Raw genomic sequence first — 20,836 nt, 5'->3', positions numbered from 1 at the left:
CGAGGAGGAGAATTCATGGCCGCTAGCCGGATTCTTCCGTTGGCCGTACCGGAGATCGTCTCCTATCCGCATATTTCTTACGCCATGTCCGTCGTGTCGCTAGCTCCCGAAGGAATCGACTGGGTGTTCAGCAATTACGTGCAGCTTTGCATGCTTGATCAAGGGTCGACGGTCGAAATGCGCTATTTCGTCCCTAACGCGGATTTGTTCCATTTTCCTGGATTGTTCGGCACCCAGCACGTACGGAGAGACTGGATTCTGCACTATTGCCCGAGCTTTACCGACTTCGTCCGATTCAGCATCGATCGGGGATTTTACGTGTGGACATTCGTGGACGAGTACTATATTCCGGGGACGCGATCTTATCGGAATCAATCGTTCGAACACGCCATCATGATCCATGGATATGACGACGAGCGCCGCGAGATCCATATTAGCGGTTACTTGGAGAGTCAGCGTTACAAGCAGTCTACGATCGCCTACGATACGGCTGAGCTTGCCTTTACGGAGATGCGGGTTCCGGAAATTCACTTTGCCAACAACACGCATTTGCTTACAAGAAGCCCGAACGGATACGAATTCAAAACGCATTGGATCATGGAGCAGCTCTCCGATTACGGCGGCGCCAAACCTTCCGACGTCCGAATGGAAGTATTCGAGGAACGGAAGGATTGTCCTTACTATTGGGGAATCGACGTAATCGACGGATTGCAGGAAAAGCTTCGTCAACACATGAGAGAAGAGACGTTCGTCGATCATCGTCCGTTTTTCATTTTGCTGGAACATAAAAAAACGATGAACAAACGGCTTGCTTATATGGCCGACAAAGGTCATTTCGTGTTTTCGGACGCGGTCCGGAACGGCTACAGGGATATCGAAACGAAGGCGAAGACGATTCTAAACCTGAAGCTGAAATATTTAATCACCAGGGAAAACCGCTATTTGACGCAGATCATCGATCGTCTTGACGGTTTGAGAGAAGCGGAGTCGAAGACGATCGAACAGATGTTGGCGCAATACGAATGGAATAGCAACCGAAGGAGGAAGGAAGTATGACCGCCGGTAGAATACTGCCGCTCGCCGTTCCCGATATCACATCGTACACCCATGTTACCTACGCGCTGTCTGTCATGCATACGGATCGCGACGCTCTCCGTTGGGTGTACAGCAACTACGTTCAGATGTTCACGTGGGATTGGGGCCACGCAATCCAAGTCGATCATTATACCCAGACGGCGGAGCACCATCTTATTCCCTGTCTTGGCGGCTCGCAAATTTTGACGCGCAAGACGCTCGAGAAATATCCCGGCGGCTTCGTGAACTTTGCGCGGGAAAGCATCGAGGACGGTTATTACGTATGGGTATGCGTGGACGAATTTTTTATCCCCGGGACTTCCGCATATCAGAATCGTTCGAATCCGCATGCGGTATTGATTCATGGTTATGACGATTCCAGAAGCGCTTTTCTGTTAACGGGTTATTTCGAGAATCAGCATTATGGCGAAGCCGAAGCCAGTTACGCCGACATGGAGAAAGCCTATTACGGCTTCGAACCGAATGATCACATTCATTGGACGAATTTCGTTCGGATGCTGAAGCTTAACAGCTATTTCAAAAAATTGTACGAGTTCAAGACGCACTGGGTTATGGAGCAACTGGAGGAATACTGGCTCGCGAAGCCCTCCTCAAGGAGAATGGAAGCGTACGAGGAGACGACGACTTTACCGAAAATATGGGGTTCGGACGTGTACGAGAGACTTCAATTGCAGATTGACCGGCATATCGCCAAGGAGGGGATAGTCGACCATCGGCCTTTCTACGTGTTATGGGAACACAAAAGAATGATGAATCGTCGGATCGCTTATATGGAGGAGAACGGATTCTATCAATTTTCGGATCGTTCGAAGGAGGAGTGGCTGAAGATTGAACAATCGGCGTTGCTCGCGCGCAACTTGGAGTTGAAATACTTGATGAGCTTCAATAACCGGTTCCTGGAGCAATTGAAAGATCGTCTGGCGGCGTTGAAGAAGGAAGAGTCCTTCGCGATCGAGCGAGTGCTGGATGACTATGCGCGCAGCGGCGGCAAAAGATACCTGAATATTCTAAAGGAGGAAGCATAATGAGCTTGGAAGCGTTGGAAATCCAGAAAATATTGGCCAGTGGAAGATTGAATAAGGAAAAAGACTTCTGGTCGGCTCTTCTGGAGGGAGACCGCGAATTAACTCGGATTCCCGAAGACCGCAGACCGGCGGATTCAGAGCAGACGCGATACCAAGAATTACAAATCGAATGCGGCGCAAGCTTGTCGCTCAAAATCAATGCATTTACAGGAGCTTCCGATCTAGCTGCCTTTCTTGTATTGCTGAGCGGCGTTCAGATCGTAGCCCAGAAGTACGCCCACGCCGCAGAGACGCTCGTGGTCACGCCGGTATTAGACACCCGTAAACAAGAAGAAGGACGAATAAACCGTTATTTGGTCGTTCCGTTCGCGCCGGACGCGGGCGCCTCCTACCGTAATTATCTTAATTCGTTAAAATCAAGAATCGCGAATATCTCCGAGAATCAGAACTATCCGTTCTCTCAGTTGGTTCTCGATCGGGGATGGGGAGGCGCGGACAACGCCGAAGAATTCGTCGTTCCGCTCGCTATGGGGTGCAGCCGTATTCATGCGGCCGAGTCGTTCGAGGGGACGAAAACCGACTTCCTGTTCTGGTTCGAAGAACGCGACGGCGAATGGGACTTGCGCCTCCGTTGCAACGCATCGCGTTATACGGGTGAATTCGCGCAGGCCGTAGCCTCCCATTGGCTGCGCGCGATGGACGTCTTATTGAACGACCCGGATGCCCCGTTGTCGTCTATTGATTTGCTATACCCTGCCGAATGGGAGAAGATCGTCCGCGGCTTCAATGCGACGGACGGGCAATTCCCGGCGGACAAGACGCTTCACCGGTTGTTCGCTGAACAGGCGGCCCGGACTCCGGATGGGATCGCCGCGATGTACAAGGACGAAACGTTGACCTATCGAGAGTTGGACGAAAGGTCCAACCGGCTTGCGAATGCGCTTCGCAACAGCGGGGTCGGGCCGGAGGTGCGGGTCGCGCTGCTGTGTAGACGTTCATTCGATCCGGTCGTAGGCGCGATCGGCATTCTAAAGGCCGGAGGCGCTTACGTCCCGATGGATGCATCATGGCCGAAACGTCGCATTCAGACCGTGCTGGACGAAGTGGGGGCTACCCATTTGGTCACGCAAAAGGAGCTGTTCGCTCCTATCGCCGATCTGCTGTGGAGATCGGATTCGTTGCGTCAGGTCGTTTTGCTCGACGAGGACGAGATCGATCCGACCGCTTCCCGGTTTGACCGGCAGGCTATGGTCAGAATGTTCGACGACTTAGCCGAATCCGCGACGGACCGGATTTCCGCGGGCGGCTTCATCAGTACCTATACGGGGCTGTACTTCACCGAAGCGGAAGTTGATGAATACCGCGACAGAGTTGTCGAATTGGCCCAGCCGTTCGCGGGAGAAGGAAAATCCGCTCTCGAAATCGGATGCGGCTCGGGACTTGTTCTATTCGAGCTTGCCGACGCTTTCGGTCAATATACCGGCTTGGACGCTTCCCGAATCACTCAGGAACGCAACCTGCAACGCGTGATGGAAAACAATCTACAAGCTAACGTCAAGCTATTGACCGGGTTCGCCGACGAGATCGCGAGCATGGAAGATCGAGCGTACGACGTCGTTCTTCTGCCGAGCACGATACAGTTTTTCCCCGATTATCTATATTTGGACAACGTACTGAGAGAGGCAATCCGGCTCGTTCGGCCAGGCGGGGCGCTAATCGTATCGGATGTACCGGACGAAGCGGCCAAGGAGGAATTCCGCGCTTCGCTCGAGGAATTCAAGCGCAATCACGGTGCATTCTACAAGACGCGCATTCAACTTGATCAACATTTGTATTGCCATGAAGATTATTTCGCCGGTCTGGAGACGCGATATCCCGGATTAAAGGTTGAGGTACGAAAACGCACGAAGGGCTTCAAGAATGAGCTGCGTTACCGTTACGACGTCGTCATTTCCAAGACGGCCGAAATCCAAGCGGAAGAGGAATCGTCCGCGATTAAGCAGATCTTGACACGAGCACATTTGAACGCGGAAGACGGAAGCCGCGAGCCGGATGTCGCCGACGATGCTTCGCGTACCGCTTACGTGTTATTCACGTCCGGATCGACGGGAACTCCGAAGGGGGTCGTCGTGTCCCATCGCCCCGTCGTTAACGTTATTGACTGGGTAAACGGCCGGTTCGGCGTGAACGAGAGAGATCGCTTATTCTTCATTACGTCGTTCTGCTTCGATCTGTCGGTGTACGACGTGTTCGGAATGCTGTCCTCGGGCGCCGCCATCGACATTATTACGGAGGAAGACGTTCGCAAGCCCGAAACTTGGCCGCAACGCATGGCAGACAGCGGAATCACGATCTGGGACTCCGCGCCGGCCGCGCTCGCGCAGAGTATTCCGTTCTTCCAGAAGCATGCCGGTCCGCAAGCCCGAGTCCGCTTGTTCTTGTTGAGCGGAGACTGGATTCCCGTGCCGCTCCCGGGACAATTGCGCCAGTTGTTTCCGGAATGCGCGATCGCCGCGCTCGGTGGAGCGACGGAAGCGTGCATCTGGTCGAACTGTTACGAGGTCGGCGAGACCGATCCTAGCTGGCTCAGCATTCCTTACGGCAAACCTATACGGAATGCCAGGTATTATATTCTGGACCGCGACATGAAAGCCTGCCCGATCGGTGCCAGAGGCGAGCTGTTCATCGGAGGCGAATGTTTGGCGAACGGCTATCACGCTGAGGCGCTTACCCGCGAGAGATTCATTCCCGATCCGTTCCGTTCGGAGCCGACGGCCCGTATGTACCGAACGGGGGACTTGGCCAAATACGGACGCGACGGGAACATCGAGTTTCTAGGGCGCGTCGATCATCAGGTCAAAATTCGCGGCTATCGAATCGAGCTCGGAGAAATTCAGGCGAAGCTGCTGCGCCACCCGGACATTTCGCAATGCGTCGTCATCGACAACGCGGATGGGTCGGGACAAAAAGCGTTATGCGCGTATTACGCGGCTTCCGAAGATCTTTCCGCACGCTCTCTTAAGGATTTCCTGGCGACGGATTTGCCGGCCTACATGATTCCTTCCTATTTCGTAAGGCTGCCGGCCATCCCGGTGACGTCGAACGGCAAGGTAGACCGCGCAGCGCTTCCGGCGCCGCAATCCCAAGTTCGCTCCGATGCGGCCTACGAACCGCCGGCCAATGATATCGAAGCGGAACTCGTGGAGCTCTGGAAGCAGCTGCTAGAGATCGATACCGTCGGCGTCAACGACAATTTCTTCGAGTTGGGAGGCCATTCCTTGCTTGCCGTCAAGCTGGAGATCGAAATGGAGGAACGCGGTTTGGTCATCTCGCCGGAAGATTTCCAACAGTGTTATACGATACGCGATCTGAGCCAATATACGACGCGGGCCTGCGATGAGGCTTCCTAGAGATGAGGTTGCGCATGCGGCAGAAACCGCATGCGAGCCGGATCGGCCGGATGAGCGGGTGAAGCTGTACGCCGTGAAGGCGGAGCGCCCGCTCCCCCGCGAGTTGCACGCGCAATTCCTTGCGCTATGCTCCCCGTTCCGTCGGGACAAGCTTCGGCGCTATGTACGGGAAGAAGACGCAAGACGTTCCCTGATGGCCGAGATGCTCCTGAGAGCCGCGTTGCGTAAGGATTGGCTTAAGCGAAGCGATGGGGTTCCGTTGGTCTTCGAAGAGAACGCCTACGGCAAACCGAACCTGACGGGCGTTCCCCGCGTGCATTTCAATCTGTCGCATTCCGGGGATTGGTGCGCCTGCGCGGTCTCGGAATCGCCAATCGGAGTCGACGTGGAACAGGTGCGGCAACAGGAGCTCGGCTGGGCGGACAAATTGCTTGCCGAAGACGAGAAAATCGAGCTGCATGCGACTGCCGGAATAGAGCGACTAAAACGGTTCTTCGAAATCTGGACTTTAAAGGAAAGCTACGTAAAGGCGCTGGGAAAAGGACTCTCGCACGGGCTGAATACGTTCTCCGTAGCGAAGACATCCGTAAGCCGTTTAGAGCCATATCGGGTAACCGGATATTGGCTGGACGACCGCCATCCGGCGGCGGTATGCGCGCTGGCGGCCATTCCGCAACAATGGACCATCTTGTCGCCTAATGGCGTCGGGAACTTGTTGGTCAACGATATTGAAGCGATGAGAGGAGAATGCAGGGAGTGAATGCTCTTTGGATCGGATTACCGGGGCTGGCCATTGTCGGAAATTTGATCGGGTTGGGCTGGGTGCTTCGCGGCATTCGCAAGAATAAACGGTTCAAGGAGAAGCAGAAAAGCGCGACGGTCACCGTACAGCTCGTCTTTGCGACGGTATTCTACGGCTGGTTAGGTTACTGCATTGCGCGATTATGGGCAGAGGCTTCCATGACGGAACGTTTCGTGCTGGGAGAGACGTATACGGCTTTTGCATTGTTCGGAGCGTATCTGACTCTGACTGCGGCTTATCCGAAGCCAAAGGAACGACCTTACGGATCCATGTTGCTGCTAAGCGTCGCCAGCGGCGTTGGAAATGCTTCGATGATCTTCGTCGTCAATGCGGCAATCGCGGGCAGCGGGAATTTCAGCACCGGCTTGCTGCCGTTTTTCGTGCTCGGCATGCTGGGGTTCGTCTGCGGACAGAAGTTGCTTAGATCCCGGCTGATCCGCATGACGAACGGCATCGTGTACGACAAAAGAATGGAAGTGCTCTCCGTCGTCTTGAACGCCCCGTATGCGAACGTGGAGGCGATGGAAAGAGGGAAGATCGAAGCTTGCTTGAACAACGATACGGAGACGGTGAGCAGCTTCGCTAACCGGATGGTCAGCGTCGGGACGTGGTCTGTCACCATCATAGCGGGATTCGCGTATTTGGCTGCGCTGAGCTTGCCCGGATTTCTTTTCTCGCTAGCGGTCGTTCTTGTCGCATCCGGGGCTTTCTTCGTTATTCTTCGTTCCGCTAACCGCCTATGGGAGCAAACGAGGGATATCCAAAATGTTTTTTTCAAGTTCATACAAGATTTGATCCACGGTTTCAAGGAACTGTACTTGAACCGTCGCAAGGCGCGCGATTTCCGAGACGATATGGAGCTAAGCTGCGCGTCATATCGCGACAAACGTTCTCAAGCGGAAGTTAAAGTGGCGAACGTCGTCGTCATCGGCGACTTGTTGTTCGCTTCCGTCATCGGGACGGTCGTGTTCGCTTTCCCGCATTTGTTGCCGGGTATCGGAAACGGGGAATTGCGGAGCTTCGTATTCGTGTTCCTGTATATGGCGGGACCGCTTACCTCGATTCTGAATACGTTGCCGGATCTGTTCCAAGCTCGCATAAGCTGGAGACGAATTCGCAAGTTTACCGATGAGCTCTCCGAATTGGGCGGCAGAGTCGACGCGGAACCGGAATCGAAAGATACATCGGATGTCATGCTTCGTCTGGAGCAAGCCATTTACGAGTACAGCCGCGGCTCGGATCGAAGCTTCTCCGTCGGACCGATAGATTACGAGTTTCGTTCCGGAGAGCTCGTTTTCGTCATCGGCGGCAACGGCAGCGGAAAATCCACGCTCGCGAAGCTGGTCACGGGGCTCTACGAGCCGAACGAGGGTCGGGTTACCCTCAACGGCGACAGGATTAGCGCCGGCGCGATAGGGGACTACGTGTCGACGATTTTCAGCGATGCTTATTTATTCGATCGTTTGTACGGTATCGATTTCGAGGCTAAAGCCGAAGAAGCCCGGCATTATTTGAACGTGTTGGGTTTACAGGACAAGGTCGCCATCGAAGGCGGACGATTCAGCACGACTCGGCTATCAACCGGACAACGGAAACGGCTTGCGCTGCTGGTTAGCTATCTCGACGATAAGCCGATCTGCCTATTCGACGAATGGGCGGCGGACCAAGACCCGGAATACCGGGAATATTTCTACACGACGCTGCTTCCCGAGCTGAGGGGCAAGGGCAAGTGCGTTATCGTCATTACCCATGACGACCGCTATTTCGGGATGGCCGATAAGCTGATCAAACTCGAAATGGGGAAAATCGCATGAAACTTTACTGTCTGCCCTACGCGGGCGCATCGGCAGCGATCTATTTCAAATGGAAGAAGTGCCTTGCCCCGGATTTGGATTGCATTCCGTTAGAATTGGCCGGGCGAGGGACTCGCTCGGCAGAACGGTTCTACGAAGGCATGGAGGAAGCGCGCGAGGACGTGTTTCGCCTGCTGGAAGCGCGAATGGACGGAACTCCTTACGCTTTATTCGGCCATTCCATGGGGGGAATGATCCTATATGAAACCGCGAGGTTAATTCGGGATCGTCATCTGCCGGCCCCCGTTAAGCTCTTTTTCTCCGGACGTCCGGCGCCGGAGACGCCGGCCCCGGAAAGTCCGATCCATCGTCTGCCGGACGGGGAGTTTGCCGAGCGAATTCTGGACATGGGCGCTACTTCAGAGGAGATCTTTGCAAGCAAGCCGCTTCGCGACGTATTCATGCCGATCTTAAGGGCGGATTTTCGGCTAGTGGAAACATACAAGTACGAAGCAAAAAAACCATTGCCATGGGAGATCGCGGCCATTGCGGGGGAAGAAGAGAAGTGGACGGCCGCGGAGGTGGAGGGCTGGAAGAGCCATACGTCCGCGGATTGCCGCGTCGCGCGACTGCCGGGCGGCCATTTCTACTGGCAAGATCGCCCCGAATCGCTGCACGCGTTGCATTTGCTGCTACGACAGGAATTGTTGGCATCACCGATGATCAAATCGACTTAATCATAGAAGGAGGCGCGCGATGAAGCCGTTCACCCATTTGGCGGAAATGCTGGATAGCGCGGCGGGTAGCGGGAAAGGCATCGTGTTTATACATAAGAAATCGGAATCCCGGTTGACCTATCGACAACTGTACGAAGAAGGGTTGGCATTGGCTGCCCGATTGTTGGATCTAGGCTGGCAAGCGAGGGAAGAGGTAGTCATCCGAATCGATGATCCGCGCGCTTTCGTCACGGCGTTCTGGGGATGCTTGCTCGGAGGATGGATTCCCGTTCCCGTGACGGCGGGGGGCAGCGATGAAAACAGGGCCAAGCTGCTGCAAGTGTGGGGAACCTTGAACCGGCCAAGACTATTGGCGGACCCGGCAGGATTGGCGGATGCCGAAGAGACGATTGGGGCGGATCGGTTAAATGGATCATCCTATTGTCTAGAACTCGAACGATCGCCGTTGGATTCCGCCGTAGGCCGCCGAAAAGAACTGCCTTACCGGGCTGCGGGCGACGATCTCGCTTTCCTGCAATTTTCCTCCGGCTCGACAGGAGAGCCGAAGGGCGTCATGCTCACGCACGGCAATCTGTTGTCGAACATGAACGCCATCGTCTCCAACTCGGGAACGACCGCGGACGATTCTTCCTTGAGTTGGATGCCGCTCACCCACGATATGGGACTGATCGGCTTCCATCTTGCGCCGATCTATGCCGGAATGGAGCAATACCTCATGCAGCCGGCCCAGTTCATGCTCGATCCGATGCTATGGTTATCCAAAGCGAACGAGCATCGGATTACTTCAATCGCTTCTCCCAATTTCGGATACAAGCATTTTCTAGGCTGTTATAAGCCCAAAGATGCCGAGGGGTGGGATTTGAGCTGCATCCGGCTGATCTTTAACGGCGCGGAACCGATTTCCGCGGAATGGGCCGACAAATTCGTCGCCGCTCTGGCTCCGAGCGGCTTGCGCGCGGAAGCGATGTTCCCGGTATACGGAATGGCCGAAGCGACGCTGGCCGTCACCTTTCCGCCGGTCGGAGAGCCGCTCGTTCCCGTCCGGGTCGATCCGCGTACGTTGCTCGTAGGCGAAAAAGCTTGGCTTGCGGAGCAGGGAGACGCCGGTGCAATCGAGTTCGTCGACGTAGGTTATCCGGTCGAGGATTGCGAGGTTTCCATTCGCGACGAGGCGGACGGCGAGTTGGCCGACGGGCTAACGGGTCATATTCTCATTCGCGGTTTGAACGTAACGAAGGGGTATTACAATGCACCGCAGCAGACGCTGAAAGCGTTCGCTTCCGAAGGATGGCTTCGAACGGGAGATCTAGGCTTCATGCGCGGGGGCAGGCTGGTCATTACCGGAAGATATAAAGACATCATCTTCGTCCGCGGGCAGAACGTCTATCCCCACGACCTGGAGAAACGCGTAGAGTCGATCGAAGGAATCGGGTACGGCAAAGCGGCCGCATGCGGCGCCCCGAATCGGGAATCGGGCGAAGAGGAAATCGTGATTTTCGTCCAGCATCGAGGAAAATTGGAGAAATTCGCCCAACTCGCGGATAAAGTCCAACGCCAGCTATCCAGAGAAACCGGTTTCGATATCGGTCTCGTGCTGCCGATTCGGAATATCCCCCGGACGACGAGCGGCAAAATCCAACGTTATAAGCTGTCCGAGCGATTAAGGTCGGGAGAATGGGACGAAACGTTGCGCGAGCTGGCACAATTGATTCGCGCTAATTCCGACGTAGAGACTGCCGTCGAGCAGCCGGAAGACGATACTCCCGAGATGGCCAAGCTTAAGCAAATATGGCGGGAAGCGCTCGACGTTGCGGAGGTAAGGTCCGACGATCATTTTCTGGAAAGGGGAGGAAATTCGTTGAAAGCCGCCCGGTTGCTGGCGAATATTCGGCAACAATGGGGGATAGAACTTTCGATCCGCGAATTGTTCGACTACGCGACGCCTAGGGTGCTCCTGGAAAAAATCCGGTTGAGCGCGGGAACGGCGGAAGCGACGTCTGCGCCGGCGTTGCCGGAATTGCCAGAATTCGACGAAGCGGCAATCGCGCGTTATCCGGCATCGGTCGCCCAAACTCGGATGGCGTTCGTCGATCAGACCGAGGATATCGGCTGCGCTTATCACATTCCCGTAGCGCTATCGATCGAAGGCCCGTTGCGGCCGGATGCCGTGCAAACCGCGATCGAACAGCTGATCCGCAGACATGCTACGCTTCGCACCTCTTACCATTGGGAGGAGGATGAACTCGTTCAGAAAGTGAGTTCCGGGGAATCCGTCCGATTTGAGCTCAGCGTATTTCCGGTACGAACGGAGCTCTTGGCAGATGCGGTTTCGTTCGCGAACGCGGAAGCCAAAGCGATGCTGGCCCCTTTTGACCTTGGCCAACCGCTTCCGTTAAGAGCGGGGATGTGGACGGACGGGGTTAACCGACATTTGCTTCTGTTGAACGTTCACCACATCGCTTCGGATGGAATCGGGATGAACGTGTTGATGCGAGAGTTTTCCGCTTTATTGAACGGAGAAGCTTTGCCTATTCTAGGCAAGCCGTATGCCGCATTCTCCGAATGGGAACGGCAAAACCGGAACGCGAAGCCGGATAGCGAAGCGTATTGGCGCAAGGAGCTGGAGCTCCCGTCCCCGCCGATCGATTGGCCGGACGTTGCGGTCAGACCGGACAAGCGAAGCTTCCGCGGAAGTACGGTCCGGCTGGAGCTTCCGCCCGAGTTGATGCGGAAGTGGCAGAAGAAGCTTCAGCAGGGCAAAGGTACGGTTGCTTCCCTGTTGTTGACTCTTCATGCCGCGATTGTCAGTCGGTTCAGCGGGTATCGAGACTTCTCCGTCGGGATTCTGCTTGCGGGAAGAACCAATCCCGAGACGCTGAATATGGTCGGAATGTTCAACAATTACGTTCCCGTTCGCGTCGCCGTCGACGGGATTTTGGACTTTCATGAGCTATGGCGACGTACGGGGGATAAACTATGGGACGCTTTGAGCCATTCGGACGTTCCCTATGAGAAACTAATAGAAATGTCCGGCCGGGGCGTCGATCGATCCCGGAACCCGCTATTCGACACGATGCTCGTCTACCATAACCAATCTCAGGAAGCCCGTGCGCGCTTCGAAGCGGCAGGCTGTAGATTCGAGCAAGTTAATCTGGAGACGGGAACGGCAAAGCTCGATTTGAAGCTGGACGTTTACCCGGAGCCGGCGGGATCTCTTTCCTGCGTATGGGAATACAACGATCAACTCATCCGCCGGGAGACGGTGGAACGAATGGCAAGCCACTTCTTGCGCCTGGCGGAACAGGCGGCGAACGAACCGGAACGGGTGCTGAACGACATCTGCTTGCTGACCGAGGATGAACGCCGGCAAGTGGTGGAGACGTTTAACGCCACGGAAACGCCGTTCCCAGCAGAGCTGACGCTGCCGGAGCTGTTCCGGCGTCAGGCCGAGAAGACGCCGGAGCGCGTCGCCGCCGTGTTCGGAGCGGAGCGGCTCACGTACCGCGAGCTGGAAACGCGTGCGAATCGCGTCGCACATCGTTTGCTCGCGCATGGCCTTCGGTCGGGCGAGCCGGTCGGACTCATGACCGAGCGTTCTCCGGCGATGATGGCCGGGCTGCTCGGCATATTGAAGGCAGGAGGCGCGTACGTACCGTTGCCGCCGGATTTCCCGGCGGATCGGCTGCGCTATATGGCCGACAATGCGGGCCTTCGCCTAGTCTGCGCGCAAGCGAACTGGTTAGGCTTCGCCGCGGAGGCTTGCTCGGATGCCGCGCTTATCGACCTGGATTTAGACGGAGAAGGGAGCGCGGAAGCACCCGATGTCGCTGTCTCCCCTGAGCAAAACGCATACATTCTTTACACGTCCGGTTCGACGGGACGGCCGAAGGGCGTCATGATCCGGAACCGATCCGTTATTAACAGGATTCATTGGATGCAGCAGGCATACTCGCTCGGCGAGCGGGACGTCATCTTGCAGAAAACGCCGTACAGCTTCGACGTGTCGGTGTGGGAACTGTTCTGGTGGATGTTATCCGGTTCGAGCGTGGCATTCCTTGCCCCGGGCGCGGAGAAAGACCCGGGACAACTGCTGAAAGCCATTGAAGCAAACCGCATCACGACGATGCACTTCGTTCCGTCGATGCTGGCGGCGTTCTTGGAAGCGGCGCAGGGCGAGAAGCCGGAGCGGCTGCGGGAGAAGCTGGGCACGCTGCGGCACGTGTTCGCCAGCGGTGAAGCGCTGCATAAGGCGCACGTCGAGAAATTCTACGCGTTAATGCGCCAAGCTGGATTGACCGAAACGAAGCTGGTTAACCTGTACGGCCCGACGGAAGCGACGGTAGACGTGACGGCTTACGTCTGCGAGCCGGACAGCGAACTCGATTACGTGCCGATCGGCAAGCCGATCGACAACACGGCGATCTATATCGTCGGCGAAAGCGATCAGGCGCAGCCGATCGGGGTGCCCGGGGAGCTGTGCATCGCGGGCGTGCAGCTGGCGGCGGGTTATGCGAACCAGCCGGAACTGACGGCGGACAAATTCGTGGCGAACCCGTTCGTGCCGGGGACGCGCATGTACCGGACGGGCGATTTGGCCCGTTGGACGACGGACGGACAGATTCAATACTTGGGCCGAATCGACGACCAAGTGAAAATCCGGGGGTACCGGATCGAGCTTGGCGAGATCGAGCGAACGCTGCTGGCGCATGATGCGGTGTCGGAGGCAGCGGTCGTGGCGGCGGATGACGGAATGGGCGGCAAACGTCTAGTGGCGTACATCGTGGCGGACCGCGCCTGCACGTCGGGCGAGCTGCGCAAGCATTGCGGAGAGCGGCTGCCGGACTATATGATCCCTGCGCTGTTCGCGCAGCTGGAGCGGATGCCGCTGACGGCGAGCGGAAAGGCCGACCGGAAGGCGCTGCCGGCGCCGGAAGCGGAGATGGACACGGGAGTGGCGTACGCCGAGCCGACCACGGCGACGGAGCAACGATTGGCCGCGTTATGGGAGGAGCTGCTGCAACGGGACAAAGTCGGCATCGACGACGATTTCTTCGCCATCGGCGGTCATTCGTTGAAAGCCGCTACGTTGGCTGCGCGTGTGCATAAGGAATTTCACCTACAGTTGTCCATGAGAGATATTTTCCGATATCCGACCTTACGGACGATGTCGCAACGCATGGAACAATCCGTTGCTTCGGGAGGGGACGTTAAGCATGAACGGATTCCGGCGATCGCCCCTCGCGCGAGATATCCGTTGTCCTCGGCGCAAAACCGATTATTCGTTCTTCAGGCGATGGATGCGCAAAGCACCGCTTACCATTTGCCGACGGCGATTAGAATTGCCGGTCCGCTTGATCGGGCGAAGCTGCTTCTAGCCGTGAGAACTCTGTCGGAGCGTCATGAGACGCTGCGCACCTCGTTCGAATGGCTCGACGGAACGCCGATGCAACGAATTTCCAGCGAACCGATCGCGGAAATCGAGTACGAAGTCGAGCGCGATGCCGATCCGGACGCCTGCCTGCGCGAATTCGTCAAGCCGTTCGACTTGGGCGAATCGCCGCTCTTTCGGGTGAAGCTCATTCGCAGATCGGCGCAGGACCACTTGCTGCTGATGGATATGCATCATCTCATCGCTGACGGAGTGTCGACGGCCGTGCTTGCGGAGCAATTCGTTAGGCTATATGAGGGAGAACGGCTGGAAGATCTCCCGATTCAATACAAAGATTACGCAGCATGGCAAACAAATTGGCTCAGCACGGATGAAAGCCTCGTGCAAGAGCGTTACTGGCTGGAACGGCTGTCGGGAGCAGTCCCGACGCTGGATTTGCCGACAGATTACGCGCGCCCCGCACGACTGGATTACGAGGGGGATTCGGTTACCGTTTTTCTTGGCGCGGAACGGACTCGGGAGCTAAAGGAGTTGGGCTTGCGTACCGGTACGACGTTGTACATGGCTTTGCTTGGGCTTTTCTCGACGCTGCTGCATCGGTATTCCCGCCAAGCGGAAATCTGGATCGGTTCCCCGGTAGCCGGAAGGCCGCATGCCGATCTTGCTGATCTTGTCGGGATGTTCGTCAATACGGTCGTCTTGCGCAACCGAATCGACGGCTCCCGGACGTTCTTTGAATTGCTGGAGGACGTAAAAGGAAGCGTCCTCGGCGCATTGGACCATGATCGTTACCCGTTCGAGGAACTGGTAGACAAGCTGGGCGTGCGCCGCGATACAAGCCGCAATCCGCTGTTCGACGCGATGTTCGTCCTTCAGAACACGGGAGCCGGAGAGGTCGGCTCGAGCGGAACGCGCTTCGAACCGCTCGACCATCGCAGAACGACGGCGAAGTTCGATCTCACGCTGGAAGTCGTAGAAAAGAACGACGAATTGGTCTGTCGCTTCGAGTATCGTACGTCCTTGTTTCGCCGGGAAACGGTGGAGCGGATGGCTCGCCACTTCCTGCGTCTAGCGGAACAGGCGGCAAGTTACCCAGACAGCGCGCTAAACGATATTAGCTTAATGACAAAGGAAGAACGGCGGCAAGTGGTCGAGACGTTTAACGCCACGGAAACGCCGTTCCCGGACGAGATGACGTTGCCGGAGCTGTTCCGGCGTCAGGCGGAGAAGTCGCCGGATCGCGTTGCCGCCGTGTTCGGAAAAACGGAGCGGCTCACGTACCGCGAGCTGGAAACGCGTGCGAATAGCGTCGCACATCGTTTGCTCGCGCATGGCCTTCGGTCGGGCGAGCCGGTCGGACTCATGACCGAGCGTTCTCCGGCGATGATGGCCGGGCTGCTCGGCATATTGAAGGCAGGAGGCGCGTACGTACCGTTGCCGCCGGATTTCCCGGCGGATCGGCTGCGCTATATGGCCGACAATGCGGGCATTCGCCAAGTCTGCGCGCAAGCGAGTTGGTTAGACGCCGCTGCGGAGGTTTGCCCGGGTGCCGAGCTTCTCGACCTAGATGAATGCCTCAAGCCTGCGGGATCGACAGTGACCGGCGAGTCTTTAGCGGCGGAGCCGAGCGAAGCACCCTATATCGCCGTTTCCCCTGAGCAAAACGCATACATTCTTTACACGTCCGGCTCGACGGGACGGCCGAAGGGCGTCATGATCCGGCACCGATCCGTTATTAACCGGATTCATTGGATGCAGAAGGCTTACTCGCTCGGCGAGCGGGACGTCATCTTGCAGAAAACGCCGTACAGCTTCGACGTGTCGGTGTGGGAACTGTTCTGGTGGATGTTATCCGGTTCGAGCGTGGCATTCCTCGCCCCGGGCGCGGAGAAAGACCCGGGACAACTGCTGGAAGCCATTGAAGCAAACCGCATCACGACGATGCACTTCGTTCCGTCGATGCTGGCGGCGTTCTTGGAAGCGGCGCAGGGCGAGAAGCCGGAGCGGCTGCGGGAGAAGCTGGGCACGCTGCGGCACGTGTTCGCCAGCGGTGAAGCGCTGCATAAGGCGCACGTCGAGAAATTCTACGCGTTAATGCGCCAAGCTGGATTGACCGAAACGAAGCTGGTTAACCTGTACGGCCCGACGGAAGCGACGGTAGACGTGACGGCTTACGTCTGCGAGCCGGACAGCGAACTCGATTACGTGCCGATCGGCAAGCCGATCGACAACACGGCGATCTATATCGTCGGCGAAAGCGATCAGGCGCAGCCGATCGGGGTGCCCGGGGAGCTGTGCATCGCGGGCGTGCAGCTGGCGGCGGGTTATGCGAACCAGCCGGAACTGACGGCGGACAAATTCGTGGCGAACCCGTTCGTGCCGGGGACGCGCATGTACCGGACGGGCGATTTGGCCCGTTGGACGGCGGACGGACAGATTCAATACTTGGGCCGAATCGACGACCAAGTGAAAATCCGGGGGTACCGGATCGAGCTTGGCGAGATCGAGCGAACGCTGCTGGCGCATGATGCGGTGTCGGAGGCAGCGGTCGTGGCGGCGGATGACGGAATGGGCGGCAAACGTCTAGTGGCGTACATCGTGGCGGACCGCGCCTGCACGTCGGGCGAGCTGCGCAAGCATTGCGGAGAGCGGCTGCCGGACTATATGATCCCTGCGCTGTTCGCGCAGCTGGAGCGGATGCCGCTGACGGCGAGCGGAAAGGCCGACCGGAAGGCGCTGCCGGCGCCGGAAGCGGAGATGGACACTGGGGTGGCGTACGCCGAGCCGACCACGGCGACGGAGCAACGATTGGCCGCGTTATGGGAGGAGTTGCTGCAACGGGACAAAGTCGGCATCGACGATAACTTTTTCGAGCTGGGTGGAAATTCGTTGTTGCTGCTCCGCATGCATAAGGAGCTCGAAACCTCGTATCCCGGCATGTTGACGGTAGCAGATTTGTTCGCCTATCCTACCGTGTCGAAGCTGGCCGTCAGACTCTCCGAAGAAGGATCGGCTATGACGAACCTAACCGTCGTTCCTATTCGGGTTCCTGAACAAGCGAGACCGTTAGACCGACATGCGCGGCAGGGAGACTTACTGCGATTGCCGCTGAATAGCCAGACCGTTCGGCAGTTGGAGCGGATCGGCGAGCTTGAGGGCGTAGATCCGGAGCTTGCGGCAATCGCGATCTGGGCCGTTATGTTTGCGCAGGCGTTCCGTCAGCCCCGGTACGATCTGTTGTTATGCGGCTTAAGCGACGGCGCGGGTATCGCGTCGGTCGATCTGAATGCGGTGAAGGGATATCCGGAGCTGCTTCGATCCATTCGCGAGACAAGGCTTCAACCTGCGCCTCCTTACCCCGTGCTTGTCAAACCGGAAGGAAAAGACTCGCCGACGGCAATTTTGCCGTTGTACCGGGGAAGCTATTCCGCCGCCGCGCCCGAGCAGTGGCTGACCGCAGCGGATTTAACGGTCGGGTTAAGCGGAACAGGTACGGAGAAGACGCTGCAAGCCGAATACGACGCGGGCAAAATAAGCAAGGACAAAGTGAAGGAGCTGCTGCAGTCGTTTCCGATCTGGTGTCGGCGCATGGCCGTCGAAGGGCAGGCCAAGGAACAGACCGCCGCGGCGGGCGTACAGGAAAGGAGTGAACGGGAATGACGAAGGCCGGTTTGCTGTTTCCCGGACAAGGCTCCCAATACGTTGGCATGGCCAAAGCGTTGACGGAGCGGTACGTGTCGGCTAGAAGGACGTTCGAGGAAGCCGGGGACTATCTCGGATGGGACGTTCTGAGGCTATGTTTGGAAGGGGACAAGATGACGCTTACTGCGACCGCCAACGCCCAACCGGCGATACTGACCCACAGCGTCGCCGCTTACCGGGTTTGGACGGAGATTTACGAAGGGATGCCTGCCGTTGGCGGAGGACATAGCTTAGGGGAATTTTCCGCGCTCGCGTGCAGCGGCGTCTTCCGTTTCGCGGACGCCGTTCGGCTTGTCCGGTATCGGGGGGAATTGATGCAGGCCGCAGCCGGGACGGCAGACGGAGGCATGGCCGCGATTAGCGGGATGGATGACGATAGGTTAGAACGGGTGCTTCAGGAAATTCGGAGCGAGGACATGATATTGGTCGTCGCAGGCATCAATTCAGCCCGGCAACGGGTAGTATCCGGACATCGTAAGGCGCTGGAGCAATTGGCCCGTCGAATCGAAGGGAGTACGGCCAAGTATACGCCGCTGAACGTCGGCGGGGCATTTCATAGTCCATTCATGGCGGATGCCGCCGCGCAACTCAAGGTCCGATTGGAAGACTGCGTCTTTAACGCCCCAAGTTGGCCTGTACTGTCCAACGTAACCGGAACGCAGCACGTTGCCGAAAGAGACACCGCCTCTTTAATCGAACGGCTGACGCTTCAGATGACATGGCCCGTACAATGGGTCGCTTGCATGGAGGCTATGCAGGCTTACGGGATCGAGCGTACCGTGGAACTGGGGCCAGGGTCGGTGCTGACCCGACTTTGGAAGTCTTTCCAACCTGATGCCGATTCGCAGTATTCCGACGATCCGCGGTTGTACGAACAGTCGGGAACGAGTCTCTCCGGAACGGCGCAAGCGCTACAAGGACGCGGGGGGATCGCCGATTTTCTCCCCCGATGTCTCGGAATCGCCGTATCTACCCGCAATAACCGCGCTGAAACCGAAACTTATCGGACAGGGGTACTTGAACCTTATCGCGCGGTAGAGCGTCTGGTTGCGGCAAGCCGGGAGAGCGCAGAGTTGCCTTCGGAGGACCAACTGCGCCAAGGATGGGACATGCTGCTGAGCGTGTTCGAGACGAAAGGCACGGAGGCTTCCGAAAGGATCTTAAGATTAACGACATTAATCAATGAAACGGGCACGGAGAACCTATTCGCGGTGCCGAAACCAAACGATGGAGGGGTTGCGTAATGAAAGCCAAACTGTTAACCGTCGCGCGTTCGATCGCGCATATCGCCGTTTATTTATTCACTTTCTGGCTTGTCTCGGTGTTGCATGAAACGCTTTTGTTGCAAAATTTCCCAGACTACCGAGCGTTCATGGAGCGTAATATCCCGATTTTCCTCTGTACCGTTTTCGGCATCGCATTCCTATTGTTTTTGTTGATCTCCAAGCTGCAGAAGATTTTGTCCAAAGGAAAAATCCCCGGAATTATCCGTACGGCCAACTTCGCCCGGTTATCGATGAACGATTGGGTCAAGCTAGCGCTGATGGCTTTCGGGGGGGCGCTGCTGTTCCTCGCGGTGATGAACCTGTCGGGCGTACGCGACAATACGAAGGACTTCGAGGATTACATCAACGTATTCGGCACGGCGGAGTCTTTCGTCTACGTCATCCTGGGCGTTGGGTTTTTCGCCGTGGCTTTCGAGGAACTGCTATTCCGGGGCATCGTCTTCAATGCATTCCGCAAAGGAATGCCCGTGTGGGTAACGGTGCCGCTCACTTCGCTTATTTATAGTTATTTTCAGCCATCGTTCTGGATTAGCGTCACATCTTTCTTCCTTAGCGTGTTGTATTGTCTCGTCTATATTCGGCTGGGTTCGATTTGGGGCTCGATCGGCATCGGCGCTTTCGTGAACTGTTTGATCATGATCGCGGACAAGGCCGGGTTGGTGGATGCGTTCGCCAAATTGTCGGACGTCCTGCTGGTTCTGTTCGCGGCGGCGGGTCTGCTGATCATCGTCGGCACGTTGGTCTGGATGTGGAAAGGCGCTTCGGCGATGAAAAAGTACGCAGTGATGGCCGGAAATTTGGCCGTGTACGTCGGCATCTATTACGGGCTGCTGCAGGTGCTGGTCATTATCTGGGAGCAAGCCGTACTGCCCAAATATCCAAGCTTGGCCTCCCACGGCATTATCGGGTTGTATACGAACGCGATTCTAGCGATGCCGCTCTATTATTTCGTGCTGAAGGTTTTCTATAAGAAAGATTTGATCGCCATCGCGCAGTTCCGCAAAGCAAGCGGCAAGGTTCACGTGCTGAACTTGTTGCTCGCCGTCTGCATGGCCGTATGGGTGATGACGCTGTTCAGCATCCCGGAAGTCATCAAAGTCGCGCCGGGCTTCGAGAATATCGTCGGCTTTTTTCTCGCGCACAATGCCTGGGTATTCTTCTCCTTTTTCGTCATCAATTCGGTGTACAAGGAAATTTTATTCCGCGCCTTGATCTTCAATGAGTTAAAAAGAGCGCTGCCGCTGACGGCGGCAATGATTATTACGGGTATTTTGTACGGCATTCTGTTCTTCTCGGGCGATATTCCATTGATGCTTTACGGTACGGCAGGAGCGATTATTTTCGGTCTGATCTACGTGTGGTACCGGTCTATTGTTCTCACGATCATCAATGAATTCGTCTTGTTCTCCGCGTATTATATTATCCGCCACAGCGGGGGAATTCCGGAAGGCGCGATCCAGTATTCGCTGCTCGGATTCAGCTCGATCGCCATCCTTGCGCTGCTGTACGGTTTATGGAAAAGCAAAACGGCTCCATCCGCGGTTCGCCGCCAGCAGCAGGAATCCGCCAGAGCCGAGGCGATTTAAGCAGCGAATAG

9 protein-coding genes are annotated in these 20,836 nt (G+C 56.7%); all 9 read left to right on the top strand.

Going from position 1 to position 20,836, the window contains the following annotated elements; translation table 11 throughout:
- Positions 1 to 15 precede the first annotated feature (15 nt).
- From FPL14_RS00315 to FPL14_RS00275, 9 genes are read left to right on the top strand one after another with little or no spacing between them, the layout of a single operon-like run.
- Entirely contained in the window at positions 16 to 1,056 is a 1,041-nt protein-coding gene (locus FPL14_RS00315) for a hypothetical protein (protein WP_182301154.1), read from the top strand.
- Complete coding sequence (locus tag FPL14_RS00310; protein WP_182301153.1) at positions 1,053 to 2,120, top strand: hypothetical protein; 1,068 nt, start codon at positions 1,053 to 1,055, stop codon at positions 2,118 to 2,120. Before FPL14_RS00315 ends, FPL14_RS00310 begins: the two co-directional genes overlap by 4 nt.
- Positions 2,120 to 5,530: a non-ribosomal peptide synthetase gene (locus FPL14_RS00305; RefSeq protein WP_182301152.1), complete on the top strand. Its 3,411-nt coding sequence runs from the start codon at positions 2,120 to 2,122 to the stop codon at positions 5,528 to 5,530. The genes FPL14_RS00310 and FPL14_RS00305 overlap by 1 nt, the downstream gene beginning before the upstream one ends.
- The gene (locus FPL14_RS00300; protein ID WP_182301151.1) at positions 5,517 to 6,290 is read left to right on the top strand and encodes a 4'-phosphopantetheinyl transferase family protein; all 774 of its coding nucleotides are present in this window, start codon (positions 5,517 to 5,519) and stop codon (positions 6,288 to 6,290) included. The genes FPL14_RS00305 and FPL14_RS00300 overlap by 14 nt, the downstream gene beginning before the upstream one ends.
- Entirely contained in the window at positions 6,287 to 8,146 is a 1,860-nt protein-coding gene (locus FPL14_RS00295; protein WP_182301150.1) for a cyclic peptide export ABC transporter, read from the top strand. The genes FPL14_RS00300 and FPL14_RS00295 overlap by 4 nt, the downstream gene beginning before the upstream one ends.
- Positions 8,143 to 8,862: a thioesterase II family protein gene (locus FPL14_RS00290; protein WP_182301149.1), complete on the top strand. Its 720-nt coding sequence runs from the start codon at positions 8,143 to 8,145 to the stop codon at positions 8,860 to 8,862. Before FPL14_RS00295 ends, FPL14_RS00290 begins: the two co-directional genes overlap by 4 nt.
- Before the next feature lie 19 nt (positions 8,863 to 8,881).
- Complete coding sequence (locus FPL14_RS00285; protein WP_182301148.1) at positions 8,882 to 17,911, top strand: non-ribosomal peptide synthetase; 9,030 nt, start codon at positions 8,882 to 8,884, stop codon at positions 17,909 to 17,911.
- A complete protein-coding gene (fabD, locus tag FPL14_RS00280; RefSeq protein ID WP_182301147.1) occupies positions 17,908 to 19,197 on the top strand; it encodes an ACP S-malonyltransferase in 1,290 nt (429 codons plus the stop codon). Before FPL14_RS00285 ends, fabD begins: the two co-directional genes overlap by 4 nt.
- Complete coding sequence (locus FPL14_RS00275; protein ID WP_182301146.1) at positions 19,197 to 20,825, top strand: type II CAAX endopeptidase family protein; 1,629 nt, start codon at positions 19,197 to 19,199, stop codon at positions 20,823 to 20,825. The genes fabD and FPL14_RS00275 overlap by 1 nt, the downstream gene beginning before the upstream one ends.
- Positions 20,826 to 20,836: the final 11 nt, after the last annotated feature.

Origin of the sequence: Cohnella cholangitidis, from assembly GCF_014107495.1 — a bacterium.
Classification (GTDB): domain Bacteria; phylum Bacillota; class Bacilli; order Paenibacillales; family Paenibacillaceae; genus Cohnella; species Cohnella cholangitidis.
The sequence above is the reverse complement of the archived record's forward strand: the minus strand, read 5'-3'. Positions and strand labels throughout refer to the sequence as shown.